Origin of the sequence: Brevibacillus gelatini, assembly GCF_003710935.1 — a bacterium.
Taxonomy (GTDB): Bacteria; Bacillota; Bacilli; order Brevibacillales; family Brevibacillaceae; genus Brevibacillus; species Brevibacillus gelatini.
On the sequence record NZ_RHHS01000052.1, the window covers coordinates 62,448 to 77,321 of the forward strand.

14 protein-coding genes are annotated in these 14,874 nt (G+C 50.3%); 11 read left to right on the forward strand and 3 right to left on the reverse strand.

Annotated elements, in window-relative coordinates; translation table 11 throughout:
- The first annotated feature begins 17 nt into the window (after positions 1-17).
- From sufD to EDM57_RS20415, 6 genes are all read left to right on the forward strand, one after another.
- Positions 18-1,316, forward strand: coding sequence for a Fe-S cluster assembly protein SufD (gene sufD / locus EDM57_RS20385; RefSeq protein ID WP_122906528.1), 1,299 nt, complete (start codon positions 18-20; stop codon positions 1,314-1,316).
- The gene (locus EDM57_RS20390; protein WP_122906529.1) at positions 1,316-2,542 is read left to right on the forward strand and encodes a cysteine desulfurase; all 1,227 of its coding nucleotides are present in this window, start codon (positions 1,316-1,318) and stop codon (positions 2,540-2,542) included. Before sufD ends, EDM57_RS20390 begins: the two co-directional genes overlap by 1 nt.
- Entirely contained in the window at positions 2,529-2,966 is a 438-nt protein-coding gene (gene sufU / locus EDM57_RS20395) for a Fe-S cluster assembly sulfur transfer protein SufU (protein WP_122906530.1), read from the forward strand. Before EDM57_RS20390 ends, sufU begins: the two co-directional genes overlap by 14 nt.
- 40 nt (positions 2,967-3,006) lie before the next feature.
- Positions 3,007-4,404: a Fe-S cluster assembly protein SufB gene (gene sufB, locus EDM57_RS20400; RefSeq protein ID WP_122906531.1), complete on the forward strand. Its 1,398-nt coding sequence runs from the start codon at positions 3,007-3,009 to the stop codon at positions 4,402-4,404.
- 829 nt (positions 4,405-5,233) lie between these two features.
- Entirely contained in the window at positions 5,234-5,596 is a 363-nt protein-coding gene (locus tag EDM57_RS20410) for a hypothetical protein (RefSeq protein WP_246005867.1), read from the forward strand.
- Positions 5,597-5,768: 172 nt separating this feature from the next.
- Complete coding sequence (locus tag EDM57_RS20415; RefSeq protein WP_122906533.1) at positions 5,769-6,374, forward strand: acetylglutamate kinase; 606 nt, start codon at positions 5,769-5,771, stop codon at positions 6,372-6,374.
- 126 nt (positions 6,375-6,500) lie between these two features.
- Here the strand turns inward: EDM57_RS20415 and EDM57_RS20420 are convergent, their stop codons facing one another.
- The 3 genes from EDM57_RS20420 to EDM57_RS20435 all read right to left on the reverse strand — a co-directional run bounded on the left by EDM57_RS20420 (position 6,501) and on the right by EDM57_RS20435 (position 10,355).
- Positions 6,501-6,794, reverse strand: coding sequence for a hypothetical protein (locus EDM57_RS20420; RefSeq protein WP_246005868.1), 294 nt, complete (start codon positions 6,792-6,794; stop codon positions 6,501-6,503).
- A gap of 99 nt (positions 6,795-6,893) precedes the next feature.
- A complete protein-coding gene (acsA, locus tag EDM57_RS20425; RefSeq protein ID WP_122906545.1) occupies positions 6,894-8,588 on the reverse strand; it encodes an acetate--CoA ligase in 1,695 nt (564 codons plus the stop codon).
- A gap of 504 nt (positions 8,589-9,092) precedes the next feature.
- The gene (locus EDM57_RS20435) at positions 9,093-10,355 is read right to left on the reverse strand and encodes a helix-turn-helix domain-containing protein (RefSeq protein ID WP_122906535.1); all 1,263 of its coding nucleotides are present in this window, start codon (positions 10,353-10,355) and stop codon (positions 9,093-9,095) included.
- A gap of 201 nt (positions 10,356-10,556) precedes the next feature.
- Here EDM57_RS20435 and EDM57_RS20440 point away from each other — a divergent pair, with 201 nt between their 5' ends.
- The 5 genes from EDM57_RS20440 (at position 10,557) to EDM57_RS20460 (ending at position 14,744) form a co-directional block, all read left to right on the forward strand.
- Positions 10,557-11,141 (forward strand): hypothetical protein, encoded by a 585-nt coding sequence (locus EDM57_RS20440; RefSeq protein ID WP_122906536.1) that lies wholly within the window; start codon positions 10,557-10,559, stop codon positions 11,139-11,141.
- A gap of 312 nt (positions 11,142-11,453) precedes the next feature.
- On the forward strand, positions 11,454-11,990 hold the full coding sequence (locus tag EDM57_RS20445) for a suppressor of fused domain protein (RefSeq protein ID WP_122906537.1): 537 nt from the start codon (positions 11,454-11,456) through the stop codon (positions 11,988-11,990).
- A 16-nt stretch (positions 11,991-12,006) separates the two neighbouring features.
- Positions 12,007-12,471: an NUDIX domain-containing protein gene (locus EDM57_RS20450; RefSeq protein WP_122906538.1), complete on the forward strand. Its 465-nt coding sequence runs from the start codon at positions 12,007-12,009 to the stop codon at positions 12,469-12,471.
- Between the two features lie 150 nt (positions 12,472-12,621).
- Complete coding sequence (locus EDM57_RS20455) at positions 12,622-13,143, forward strand: NfeD family membrane protein (RefSeq protein ID WP_122906539.1); 522 nt, start codon at positions 12,622-12,624, stop codon at positions 13,141-13,143.
- A gap of 17 nt (positions 13,144-13,160) precedes the next feature.
- A complete protein-coding gene (locus tag EDM57_RS20460) occupies positions 13,161-14,744 on the forward strand; it encodes a flotillin lipid rafts scaffold protein FloT (RefSeq protein ID WP_122906540.1) in 1,584 nt (527 codons plus the stop codon).
- Positions 14,745-14,874 lie beyond the last annotated feature (130 nt).

A 14,874-nucleotide genomic window follows, 5' to 3' on the forward strand; every position in this document is an offset into this window, starting at 1 on the left:
AAGGAGGCAGCAGTGAAATGAGTGTGGATGTACAGCTCCGCTTCGGTTCCGAAGCGATCACCGAGTACTCCAAAGCTAATCAGGAGCCTGCCTGGTTCCTGGAAAAGCGCCTCGCTGGACTGAAGGCGGCGGGAGAGCTTCCGCTTCCCGCTTTGGAGAAAACGAAGATTGATAAATGGAATACGGCCGGGTTCGACCCGTTTCAAACCACTGCCAAGATCGCGTCGGCCAATGAGCTGAGCGATCTGGTAAAAGGACAAATCGACGTGGACAGCGTGAAAAATCTGGTGGTGCAAAAGAATGCTTCCGCCGTTTTTCAGGCCGTGACAGATGAGCTGAAGGCAAAAGGCGTTATTTTCACGACGCTGGCTGACGCGCTGCAAAACCATGGCGAACTCGTGCAAAAATACATGTATCAGGTAGTGGCACCAGACGAGCACAAGCTGAGCGCACTGCATGCCGCAGTCGTAAACGGCGGCGTTTTCCTCTACGTTCCGAAAAACGTGGAAGTGGATGTACCGCTGCAGGCTGTATACGAAGTTGCAGGCGACCAAGCGCTTCTTTGCCCGCATGTGCTGATCGTGGCAGAAGCGAACAGCAAAGTGACCTACGTGGACACATTCGTTTCTGGCGAAGGCAAAGACATGGTAGCCAACAGCATTGTGGAAGTGTTCGTAGGAGCGGGCGCATCGGTGCAGGTAGCGTCGGTACGTTCCTTGTCCGCGGAGGTTCACGACTACAGCTTCCGTCGCGCGACTGTTGACCGCGATGGAAAAATGGAATGGATTTTGGGCGAGATGAACGACGGCAACACCGTTGCCAACAACACGACCATCCTCAAAGGAACAGGCTCGAACGCCCTGACCAAATCCATTTCCGTAGGGACAGGTTCCCAGCGGCAAAACCTGACTTCCCAGGTTCAGCATATCGGCACTCACTCTGAATCGGACATGGTCAGCAAGGCTGTGATGACAGGGGAAGCAGTCAGCATTTTGAACGGGATTACCAAAATCGAAAAAGGCGCTGAAAAAGCAAACGGTGTGCAGGCGGAAAACATCCTGATGCTGAGTGACAAAGCTCGCGGCGACGCCAACCCGATCCTTTTGATCGACGAGGATGACGTGAAAGCGGGGCATGCTGCTTCGGTAGGACGCGTCAGCGAAGAGTCCATCTACTACCTGATGTCGCGTGGAATTTCCCGTCAGGACGCAGAACGCCTGATTATTCTTGGCTTCCTCGATCCGGTTGTTTCCGAAATTCCGGTGGAAGAAGTGAGAAACAAACTCCGTCAGGCGCTTGAAAGGAAGTTAGGCTAATGGACGCCAAGGAGCTTCGGAAATATTTTCCCATCCTTCACCAAGAGGTAAACGGACACCCGCTCGTCTATCTGGACAATGGAGCAACCTCTCAAAAGCCGATTCCGGTGATTGAGGCGATGGATAAATACTACAGGGAGTTCAACTCCAACGTGCACCGCGGTGTGCACACCTTGGGCAACCGGGCGACTGACGGCTACGAGGGCGCAAGGGAGAAGGTTCGCGCTTTCATCAACGCCCGCGAGGCAGCAGAAATCGTGTTCACCCGCGGAACGACCTCTGCGGTCAACACGGTAGCGTACGGCTACGCTCGCCTGGTTCTGAAGCCTGGAGATGAGATTGTCACCACGCTGGTAGAGCACCATGCCAATTTCATTCCATGGCAGCAGGCAGCCAAGGCAACCGGAGCGACCTTCAAGTTCATTCCGCTGGCAGAGGACGGTACCGTCACGCTGGAAGCGGTAAAAGCAACCGTTACGGACAATACCAAGATCGTGGCGATTCACCATATTTCCAACGTACTTGGCGATACGACTCCGATCAAGGAGATTGCCCGGATCGCGCACCAGCACGGCGCTCTTCTGTTTGTGGACGGGGCCCAGGGCGCTCCGCACAAAAAAATCGACGTCCAGGACTTGGATTGCGACTTCTACGCATTTTCCGGCCACAAAATGGCAGGCCCGACAGGCATTGGCGTCCTGTACGGCAAGCGCGAGGTGCTGGAGCAGGTTGAGCCGATGGAATTTGGCGGCGAAATGATCGACTACGTGGATATGTACGACTCTACGTGGAAGGAGCTGCCGTGGAAATTCGAAGGCGGCACGCCAATCATCGCAGGTGCGATCGGACTCGGGGCAGCGATTGACTTTTTGGAGGAAATCGGTCTGGAAAACATCGAGCGCCATGAAAAGCACCTGGTGAAATACGCCCTGGAACAAATGCGCGAGATCGAAGGGCTGAAGATTTACGGCCCGCAGCAGGATCGCAGCAGTTTAATTACATTCAATCTGGATACGGTACATCCGCATGATCTGGCGACTGTGCTGGACAGCTATGGAATCGCAGTCCGTGCAGGCCATCACTGCGCCCAGCCGCTTATGCGCTGGCTGAATGTGACGGCCACGGCTCGGGCAAGCTTCTACCTGTACAACACAGAAGAAGACGTAGATGTGCTGATAGCGGGATTGAAGAAGACGAAGGAGTATTTCGGAAATGTCTTCTCTTGATGATTTATACCGCCGCGTCATTATGGACCACTACCAGAAGCCGCGCAACCGCGGCAAGCTGGAAGAATCCGATGGACTCATTGTGAATCTGAATAACCCGACTTGTGGCGACAGCATCTCGCTCTCCTTGAAGGTAGAGGAGGGCAAGGTGGTGGACGCGAAGTTTCTCGGCGAAGGCTGTTCGATCAGCATGTCATCCGCTTCGATGATGACAGAGGCGATCAAAGGCTTGCCAGTAGAAAAGGCACTGGAACTGGCGCACAACTTTTCCGATATGATGCAGGGCAAAGAGATCGACGATTCCATTGATCTGGGTGACATCGAGGCTTTGTCGGGCGTAGCCAAGTTCCCGGCACGTATCAAGTGTGCGACTCTGGCCTGGAAGGCGCTGGAGCAAGGCATCCGGCAGGCCGAGCAGAAATAGCAGCCAGGTATGGACATGAATGAAGAAGGAGTGAGCAACGATGGCTAAAAAAGCCCCTGAGATACAGGATTATCAGTACGGCTTTCACGACAAGGACGTCTCTGTATTCCGTACGAAAAAGGGTCTGACCCGCGAGATCGTCGAGGAAATTTCCAGGATCAAGGAAGAGCCGGAATGGATGCTGGAATTCCGCTTGAAAGCCCTGGACATTTTCAACAGCATCCCGATGCCGAAATGGGGCGGCAATCTGGACGACCTCGATTTCGACAGCATCACGTACTACGTAAAGCCTTCGGAAAAGCAAGGCCGCAGTTGGGATGAGGTGCCGGAAGAAATCAAGGCGACTTTTGACAAGCTGGGGATCCCGGAAGCCGAGCAAAAATTCCTCGCGGGTGTATCCGCTCAATACGAATCCGAGGTCGTATACCACAACATGCAGGAAGACCTGGAAAAACTGGGCGTTTTGTTCTGCGACATGGATTCGGCTGTGAAGCTGTATCCGGAGATCGTGAAAGAATACTTCGCAACCGTCATTCCGCCAGCAGACAACAAGTTTGCGGCGCTGAACTCGGCTGTATGGTCCGGCGGCTCTTTCATTTACGTGCCAAAAGGCGTAAAAGTGGAAACGCCGCTGCAAGCATACTTCCGCATCAACTCGGAGAACATGGGGCAATTCGAGCGCACGCTGATTATCGCTGACGAGGATTCGTTCGTGCACTATGTAGAGGGCTGTACAGCTCCGATCTACAGTACGGACTCCCTGCACTCCGCTGTTGTAGAAATCATCGTGAAAGAGCGCGCACGCTGCCGCTACACCACGATTCAAAACTGGTCGAACAACGTATACAACCTCGTAACCAAACGCGCGGTTGCCTACGCAGATGCAAACATGGAATGGATCGACGGCAACATCGGCTCCAAGCTGACCATGAAATACCCTGCGGTTATCATGAAAGGCCCACGCGCCAAAGGTACAGTCCTGTCCATTGCCGTAGCAGGCAAAGGCCAGCACCAGGACGCAGGTGCGAAAATGATCCACCTGGCGCCGGATTGCACCTCGACCATCATTTCCAAATCGATCTCCCGCGACGGCGGAAAAGTAACCTATCGCGGTCTGGCACAGTTTGGACGCAAGTCGGAAGGCTCCAAGTCCAACATCAAGTGCGACACGCTGATTCTGGATAAACTGTCCACGTCCGACACGATCCCGTACAACGAGATCATGAACGACAACATCACGCTGGAGCACGAAGCGACTGTCTCCAAAGTGTCCGAAGACCAGCTCTTCTACCTCATGAGCCGCGGCCTGACAGAAGCCGAAGCCACCGAAATGATCGTCATGGGCTTCATCGAGCCATTCACGAAGGAACTGCCGATGGAGTATGCGGTGGAGATGAACAGATTGATTAAGTTTGAGATGGAAGGCAGTATTGGGTAGGAAACGATAAAACGTTGTTGCCCCAGCATTTTATAAGTGGCATACGTGTTTTAAAAAATAATCGTGCCGATTCCGTGCCGATTCAAAATGTTCCTTTGGTGTAGAAGGCGAACTTTTATGTTCGTCTTCTTCCATTTTTTCGGCGATGGACCAGGAGCGAGAGAAGCAGCTCACTGCGCTGCGAACGCTTTGCGTGACGCGGGGTATCCTGAAATATGACGAAGCCCTCCTTCAGAATTCTTGTCTGGAGAGGGCTTTCTTTGTTTATTCTGATTCATGTTGCTTCACTAGCACAGGTTGAGCAGACTAGGTTCCCCTTAACTTAGGAATGTATCAAGGCATTATCGCAGAATACACATGCCAGTTCATACTTCTTCAACTCTCCAATGGATCCATTGTAAGGTTGGGAGGGTTAATTTTTTGAGAGATAATTGAAAAGCCAAAAAAAGAAGATTAATGATGTTGGAAATACAACGATAAAAACCAGTAGTGTTTCTTTTGGATTCTTAATCGAGTCACGAACAAAACTAGAGAAACCGAGGGTAAAGAAAAAGGTCATATTTTTAAAAGCTTTGTCTACCAAGCTTTTGTTTTGATTATCATTGTTTCCCAAAGCAAACACCTCTTTTTGGCTTGTTTACATAATATTACCACTCATTTTCTCTCTAAATAAATAGGTGTCATGAATAATAATGAAGAAAATTACAAGCACATGGCTAGCTTTAACGTTTGTGACAATGTGTATATTTTTCAAATTTTGCTGTAATACGAGAGATAGGAGATAATAACAACTGGTAAAGAGGATTCGTAATGGATGAGGGGATTAATCATGATGAAAAGGCATATTTGGACCAGCATGGATTACTCTGAAATTCAACAAAAGCTAGCGCACGATAGTAACGTTGATGTTGTTGTTACATTGCCTGATCGGACAAGATGGTGGGGAACATTTTTTTCATACCAAAACATAGAAACGCTACGACAGAAAAATAAAGAAACAGGAGAGTTCTTATCTGGTACATATCTATGGTCAGTCAATATGATTATTTCCGAAGATGTAAGCCGTGAAACAATTGAAAAAGTGGTCGATCATTTAATTGAAGAAGGCGATTTGCAAAGGGTCATGGCGAAAATAGAAGATGTACCTTTTGGGGAAGAGGCTGACTATGGAGAAGACTTCTTTGACAAATGAAGGTTTTTATTTATTTCCGCTAGCCATCGCCACGTTGCCGCCAATGAACTACAATCACGCAGTTCTCATCAAAGCCCTGGCATGCTCACATCCTTCCCAAATAGGTATAAGCACGAAAAATGCTCTTGGTCTATATACTGTGGAAAAACCAGAAAAAAGGGGCTTTTGACAGATGTACGGTTTTTCCCCGAATTATTACGGTTACGATTTTAGACAGATCGCTATCATGGCTTGGACGCCGTCCGAAGTGGCGTTGAATCGAAAGCTAAGGGTTTTGTGGGAGCAACATGTTTACTGGACAAGGTTGGCGGTGAATAGTATCGTAGGCGACCTGCCTGATAAGGATGAAACGATTAAAAGGCTTCTGCGGAACGCTACAGATTTTGCGGCTGCTTTTGAACCTTTTTATGGAAAGGCCATTGCCGCACGATTTGGCGATTTGATGAAGCGACATCTTACGATTGCGGCCGAACTGGTTCAGGCACTGAAGACAGGCAATACCTCAGCCGCTGCAGATGCCCAGAAACGTTGGTTCGCTAACGCAGATGACATAGCTGTCTTCCTGGGGAGAATTAATCCTTTTTGGTCCACAGAGGAATGGAGACGCATGCTGGATGAGCATTTGAAGCTTCTCAGCAGCGAAGTGACTTCCCGCATCGCCGGAAACTATGCTGAAAACATCGCATTAAGTGACCGGATCGAATCACAAGCGCTGGAAATGGCAGACGTGATGACGAGCGGAATTATTCAACAATTTCCGATGGCCTTTTCCGCTTAACTGCTTTTAAAAAAAGGGGGTGTCCAGAAAGTCAGGGAAAACTGACTGCTGGACGCCCTTTCATCCTTGTTAGGGCAGTATTTTAGGTGGCTTTCGCAATTTTTGCAGAACAATAGCTGTGTTTTGCTACAAAGTAAAAATCTGAAAAGCCAGCACAAAAACCAAAAACATACTGACACCCAAAAAAGTGTAAGCTCTGGCTTTATTTTTGTTCCATGCAAATGCTCCTAAAGAAACCATGAGAACAACCAAGCCAAGCGTATTCAAGATTTCTAAAAAAGGAACATCGATTAGAAGGGAAGTTACTGCCATCACAATGACGATGATTGCAGTGACAGAAACCCAGAGAGGGAGCTTGCTCAAACGAAACACCAACTTCCTTTTTTGGTTAATTATAACATATTTCTTGGCGTGTTTCATGGATATTCCACATGAGTTTTGAAGCACTGGCGGGGCAAGAGCGATTACGCGATCGTTACCAGCTCGGAAGGGGCCGCCTGCTCTGTCAGCAGCCTTCTCTCAAGCTTCCATGGTCGACAAATCGCCTGTCGGCAATCCAAGCTCCCATGCCTTCAGTACGCGGCGCATGATTTTGCCAGAGTTGGTTTTCGGCAGTGTCTGTCTCACCTCGATCAGGCGCGGTGCTGCATGTGCAGCCAGGCGTGTCCGCACGAACTCCCTGATTTCTTCTTTCAGCGCGTCGCTTTCTTCATAGCCAGCCCGCAGTGAGATAAACGCCTTGATGACTTCTCCGCGCAACGGATCAGGAACGCCGATGACGCCAGCTTCTGCAATCGCCGGATGCTCGACCAGCTTGCTCTCGACCTCAAACGGCCCAACACGTTCTCCAGACGTATTGATGACGTCGTCCACGCGGCCTTCGAACCAGAAGTACCCGTCCGCATCCTTGTAAGCGGAGTCTCCTGTCACGAACCAACCGTTCAAGAAGTATTTTTCGTATTTGCTTGGATGATTCCAGATTGCGCGAACCATAGCCGGCCATTTCGGCTTGATCGCCAGGTTGCCCAGCCGATTGGGGGGAAGCTCGTTTCCCGCATCGTCCACAATCGCCATCGTGATGCCTGGCAGCGGTTTCCCCATGGAGCCGGGCCGCAGCGGATTGCAGCGGAAGTTCGCGCACATGGAGGAACCGGTTTCGGTCATCCACCAGTTGTCGTGGATGCGTATTTTTAGCGTTTCCAGCCCCCAGCGGATTACTTCCGGATTGAGCGGTTCTCCGGCGGACAGCACGTGGCGCAGCCTGGAGAGATTGTATTTTTGCAAAGGCTGGCGTTCGCCCTTTGCCATTAGCATGCGAAAAGCGGTAGGGGCACTGAACCAGACTGTCACCCCGTACTTTTCCAGCGTCGAGTACCATTCGTCCGCGTCAAAACGTCCGCCGCGGATCACGATGGTCACGCCGTTCAGCCACGGCGAAAGCACGCCTCCGGAAGTGCCTGTTACCCAGCCTGGATCAGCGGTACACCAGTAAATGTCGTCTTCGCGCAGGTCGTACACCCATTGCCCTGCCAGCTTCTGGTGGATCATCGCGTCATGGACGTGCAGGACGCCTTTCGGTTTTCCCGTAGATCCGGAGGTATAGTTCAAAATCATGCCGTCTTCGCGATCCACCCATTCGATCACGTACTCATCGCTGCTATTGTTCATCAGGTCTTGGTAAAGGATCTGGTTCGCTTCGGTTGTTTCGGGCGCATCAATGAGGATCACATGCTGCAGTTGCGGCAGCTCCTGCGTGCGTATGCGCGAGGCCAGCGCAGCCGTCGTGACGATAACTTTGGCGCCGCTGTCTTCCAACCGGTCTTTTACCGCTTCTTCCATGAATGCTTCAAACAAAGGGCCGGCAATGGCTCCGATGCGGAGAATACCGACAAAAGCGATATACAGCTCAGGACTGCGCGGCATGAACAGGAAAACCCGGTCGCCTTTTGTCACGCCGAGCGAACGCAATCCGCTTGCGAAGCGCGAGCTCAGCTTCATCACGTCGGAAAACGTGTAGCTTTCCTCTCGCTGGCGATCCGTGTAATGGAAGGCGATGCGCTCTCCCCGCCCTTCCATTACATGACGGTCAATCGCCTCATACATGATGTTTACTTTGCCTGTTTCAAACCAGGTAAATTGTTGCTCGACTTGCTGCCAGTCCATCGTTCGTACCGCTTCCTCGTAGTTGTTGAGATTTGCCCGCTCATCCAGCATCAAAATTTGCTCTCTCTCCACTTGGACCCCTCCTGGTATGCACATGTAACGTTATACGTTCTGTTCTATAACAACACACAGTTATTATATAATAATATCCTGTATTATAACAGAGAAAATTTTGACAATTCGAAGATGTGGACGTGTGCAGAAGGCATCGGGGAGGGGAATTTTATGCGACGGAAACGGGATAAGTTTGGGGAGGAAGGGGATGGCCGGGAGAGAGAAATGAATTCTGAAGCGCTCATGCTAGTGGGGTTCAGTGTAAATATGAATGGAAGCAGAAGGAAGTGCCCCGGCATAGGTTCTCGAAAAACAAATACCCCCGTAACGAGTTCGACCTCATTACAGGGGCAGCGTGGGGGGAAGCAGATTACCAGTCTGGTTCTGCTCCGTTGCGTATGATGAAGTAGTCTGGTTGACTTACTGCTGTGAACGGTATCGTTGTGACAAGGAAAGCAAACGCGAATAGGAACAATTTCTTTTTCACGGGCTGTACCTCCCTTATTCATTTACTACCTTATTATGGCATAACCTCTCAATAAATTCCATATCTTCGAATGAAATATTTTTTCCTTGCAGGCGGTGATGTTTCAGGAAGAGTCCTATACCCTCCGCTACTTTTTCTGACGCTCCTAACTGCTGATAGTAGCTAATGCTCTGGAGGAGGCTGTCAAACCCGTCCTCAACGCAGCCAACCGCGATCTGGCTCACGCCTTTGCGCTTGTAATACCTCGCTGCCAGTTTGATTCGATAGGGATGGGCCAATATGTCCGAAGGTAAAAACTGATCCTCCGAAACGATCAGCTCTTTTATCAGATCCTCTTTTCCACTCTCCAAATAGACTTCCAAAAGATCGCTCACAATCGTAACCCGGCTGTCCTGCCCTGCTTCTGCGAGGCACTGCTCGTACAGTCTGATTGCATCCTCATGCCGTTCCTGTTTCGCGTGCAGAAGTGCTCGCAAATGATTTTTTCGGTAGTCTGCATATTCGCTATCTTCATACTTTTTCAGATACAGTTCAGCCAGGATCAGATCGCCCAACCTCAAGTAGGAATTGACAATGGAAATGAGAGCGGAGGCTTTGGCCTTGTTGTCTGTCTCGTCTTCGAGGATCCCTTTCCGACAAAACTCAATGCTTTCCATGTAGTATCCCAAGATATAGGCATGCGTTCCCATTCGATAGAAAAAGGTAATGCGCTCAATCGGCTGGAGCATATCCGTGTAGTGCAGCAGTTCCTTCCCTCTGCGATACGTTTCTTCAAATCTTGAAAAATCATCTCTTTCGAGCATATAGCGTTCGTAGAGACCTTTTCCCAGATAGAAGGGGATGCCGCGTTTTCTCGCGTAATCAATGATTACTTCATACAGGGCCAAGAGGACGCTGTGATCCTTTGCGTCATTTGTCGCCTGAAGAAGATGATCCAACGCGATAAAAGTATCCATTTTTGGCGTTTCCAGCAGCCTCATCGCCACCCGTTGCACCACCGGCGGGTAATTAAGCTCAATTGCTTCTTTCAATAGTAACTGAATGGACGCAGGTCTGTCCGTGCTGTCCAGATAGGCAGTAATGATGTCGACATCCGGAATTTGGAGAGCACTCGCGATTTTTTTCCATTGGGAAAACCCTGGTCGCTTTGTTTCCCGTGATTCAATTTTGGAAAGGGCTGCCTTGCTAATACCTGTACGTTCTGCAAGCTCACTCAACGATATATTTTCCCGTTGTCGGTAAGTAAGGAGTAAATCTCCGATTACTTCCGTAAACATAGGAAGCCCCCCTAAAAAAATTTATCGTTTGCTATTTTTTTATGATAACACAAGTCGAAATAGGTGGAAATAGTTCCCTTTTACAGGGATTATGTGGCAAAATGGTAGTGAGGTAGAATGCAAAGCTACAGTGTGCTCTCTTTACTGGCTTGAAAACAAATATTTATGTAACTCGAAAAACAGGCAAGAGAAATACAGGAAGTGACAAGCTTGGACGCAAAGAACGCGCATTACTGGATCACTGTGATATTCGCGGGGCTGGTATTTTTGTTAGTGCTCAACTACATCCCCGCCCAAGACACTGTACAAGAACAAATCTTTGCAGAGAGAGGATATAAGATTGTAAGCCAATCAGAAAGCATCGCTACTGAGTTTATTTTCGATCCGACATGGCTTCCCGAAGCAGGCGGAAGCAAAACTGTTGATTATATTTTTTATGATGCTAACAATACTCGAATTTATGTTAGTGAAATTAAAAATAATGGGCAAATGACATATGTAAATATAAAATTCAGCTCAAATTACAATAAAGAGGAAGGAACATTTGTCACTTCTACTGTCATTCACAAAGACAACGGGGAATTGAGTTATTCAGGTGTTTTCATAAAGCCGCGCTTTTATGATGTGCAAAACAATGAAGAACTTGCCATGGAGTATAGTATGGGGATAGGGCCAGATGACTTGATAACGCTAGGCTTCGGGGAAAAGGAAATGGAACAGTTTAGCGGGAAGCAAATAGCTGTAAAACTAAGTAATTTCAATTTGGTTCACTATAAAAGAATATAGGGGGCAAGAAAGAACTTTATTTTTGTCAGAGAAACCGTTGTCACCGCTTGGGTCACGGCTTGCGAGAAGCCAGCCCTTGGCTTGTACTATCCTTTTAAGCAGTGTTAAAATAATCAGGTACGATTGTTGAATGAGCTACACCGCCAATACGACACACATGCAAAAGTATGCTTGCTTTACAGGCATGCTTTTTTAGGTCTCGACAGAAAGGCATTGGAGCAAGACAACAGAAGTTCTGGCAAAAAAAGTGGCGAAGCGAGGCTTCGTCAGGTGAGCCGCACATTTTTTTCTTGTTGAAGCGAGGAAACACATATGCTGGTAACAAGGCAGCTGATTCATCATTGTGAGCGTTTTTGGGGGAGCCGGGGAGAGCTGTATCAGCTTGAAGAGGCGGATGTGCTGATTGGCGTCTATCCGGCGTCGCGCAGGCGGGGATGGTGGACATACGTTACGCTGGAGCTGCATAAAACGGGAGCGAGAGAATGTATGCTCTATTCTTACCGCTTTCAAAAGGAAATGATTGCGCATCTCGCAACGATTGCTTCACAGGTGATTCGTCAGTGGGACAAAGAGCGGACGCGCGTGCAGGCAGGAGATGTGTTCAAGCTTGCCGACGTAATTGTGGAAGGCTCTGTGCTGAATCACGCGGTTCTTACTCCAGCCTTTTTTGAGGATGTCGGCTTTGAATACTATACGAACGGAACAGACGTAATCCGGTTTATGATGCTGCATGCGATAGCGGAGTCGGAAGCCAGGTATGTCGAGAGCTTTGGACTGGATGCACTGCAGGAACGGTTTGCGGACTTCGGCGTAGATTCCTTGCATGTATTGCGTACCCCTGCCATCTGAGAAGGGAGCGAGCGGGATGAAAGAGATTCGGTTGAGAGTGACTGTAGTGGTTTGGCATGAAGGAAAAATTTTGGTGATTCGGGAAAAGAGCAAGAACGGGACTTTTTACAGCTTGCCGGGCGGAAATGTGGAATATTTGGAAGCGATTCCGGATGCGACGAGAAGAGAAGTGTGGGAAGAAACGGGATTGCTCGTCGAAATGGATCGTCTGCTGTGGGTCGATGACCGGATTGACCAGGAAGGAGACGGAAAGCATACCGTGGGAATTGCCGTACTGGCCAAACTGGTCGGCGAGGAAACGACGCCGATTCCCGGTGGGCTGGAGGACGAGGAGATCGAGTGGGCCGGCTGGGTGACGCTGGAGGAGTGGCGGGCGCTGCCGCAGTACCATAGCGCGCGGCCTGACCAGGTTTTGCAAGCGTTGAGCGACCCGGTTTATCGTCCGGGGTATATGGGGAACATGCTGGACCAGACAAATTGAACGAAAAGCGCGGTGCACCGTCCTGAAAAAGTGGGGCGGTGCTGTTGTTTTTGGCATTGGTTGTGCAAAAGGATTCTCCTTATTTACGCAACCTTTTTCCCGTTCGTTCGTAATGAAAAATAGATGTATTCTTGGAAAGGAGTGACAGGTTTGGGCGTGCTTGAAACCGTCTACATGGTCTGCCTGGTGAGTGGCATTATTTTTACCGTCTTTTCGCTTTTATTCGGCGATGCGGTCTCGGATTGGCTCGAACAGCTTCATTTGCCGCTGTTTCAACCAATCACGTTCGTTAGCGGCCTCACCGCTTTTGGCGGCGCCGGATATATTTTGTCCCGATATACCTCCCTGTCTGATCTGGTGGTGCTGGCACTGGCCGCGGTCATTGGGGCGGGGCTTGCTGTCTTCGCGTACTTCCTCTGGGTGAAGCCGATGAGCAACGTGGAAAACTCTACTGGCTATTCCATGACCCAGTTGAGCGGCAAGCTTGGTGAGGTAGGGACGACGATTCCGGCAGAAGGCCTTGGCGAAGTGCTGCTGCCCATGATTAGCGGGACGACTTACCATATGGCGGCCAGCCTGGAGGGAAAAAGCATCCCGCAAGGAACCCGTGTCGTGGTGGTGGAAGTGCGCGACCATGTCCTGTACGTTATTCCTTTCTCAACTGATTCTTAAAAAGGAGCTGAGCGAACATGTTTGAACTCGACATCTTGACTACGGTCGGCATTGTCGTCGCCGTCTTTGTCGTGTTGGGGATCGCGTTTTGGGCGCGGTATAAAACGGTTGGCGCCGACGAAGCCATGATCGTGACGGGCAGCTACCTGGGCACGAAAAACGTACTTAGCGATGAATCCGGCCGCAAAATGAAGATCGTCCGCGGAGGCGGTGCGTTTATTCTCCCGATTTTTCAACAGGCCAATTTTCTGAGTCTTTTGTCACATAAACTGGATGTGTCCACCCCGGAAGTGTACACAGAGCAAGGTGTACCTGTCATGGCAGACGGCGTGGCGATCATCAAGGTTGGCAGTTCCATCGAGGATATTGCCACTGCCGCCGAGCAGTTCATGGGCAAAAAAGACGAAGCCCTCCGCGCCGAGGCGCAGGAGGTGCTCGAAGGCTACCTGCGTGCCATTCTCGGCAGCATGACGGTAGAGGAAATTTACAAAAACCGTGAGCGCTTTGCCCAGGAGGTGCAGGCGGTCGCCACGAAAGACCTGAAAAAAATGGGACTGTCTGTCGTCAGCTTTACGATCAAGGATGTCCGCGACAAAAACGGCTACCTGGCGGCACTGGGGATTCCGCAGATCGCGGCAGTGAAGCGGGACGCGACGATTTCCCAGGCAGAAGCAGACAAGGAAGCGCGAATCCGGCAGGCCAAGGCTGAGGAAGAAGCGCGCAAGGCTGAACTGCTGAAAGAAACGAACATTGCCGAAGCAGAAAAGGAAAAAGAATTGAAGGTGGCTGCCTTCAGGCAGGAGCAGGACAAAGCGCGTGCGACTGCTGACCAAGCCTACAAGCTGCAAGAGGCTGTCGCCAAGCAGCAGGTAACGGAAGAGGAAATGAAGATCGATCTCGTGCGCAAGCAAAAAGAGATCGAGCTGGAGGAAAAAGAAATTTTGCGCCGCGAGCGGCAGTACGACGCCGAAGTGAAGAAAAAGGCCGACGCGGATCGTTACTCGGTGGAGCAGGCAGCGGAAGCGGAAAAGGCGAAAAAGCTGAGAGAAGCGGACGCGCTCAAGTACCGGATCGAGGCAGAGGCAAAGGCGATGGCAGAGCAGAAGCGCCTCGAAGGTCTGGCGATTGCGGAAGCCGAGAAGGCGCGAGGAAGCGCCGAGGCGGAAGTCACGCGGCTCAAGCTGGAAGCCGAAGCGGAAGGGAAGGAAAAGCTGGCGGCAGCATTCGAAAAGTTCGGACATGCGGCTATCCTGGACATTATCGCCAAAATGCTGCCTGAGCTGGCTGAGAAAATTGCCGAGCCGATGAAAGCGATCGACAAGGTGACAATCGTGGACGCAGGCGGCGGCCAGGGAGACGGTGTCAACCGATTGAGCGGCAACGTCACCAAGCTGATGGCCCAACTGCCGGAAATGCTCAAGGACGTCTCCGGCCTGGACATGAACAAAATGATTAGCGATTTCATGCAAAAAGGTTCCGCGCAGTCCGTTTCGTCTGCCAATCCTGACCAGCCAGCAGCACCATCCGTCTCCAGCCTGCCGGCAGGAAAAGCAGCAGAAGACAAGGTGCAAGCAGCGAAGTCGACGGATCACCGCGCATAAAGCATCATGACAGGATGGAGATGTCCGTAAAAGGGCAATTCCGCAAACGTTTCATCATCAAAAGCATGCGTTTCTGTAAGGCAAAAAGGGGCTTCTCAAAGTCGAAATACCGACTTTTTATACGAAAATG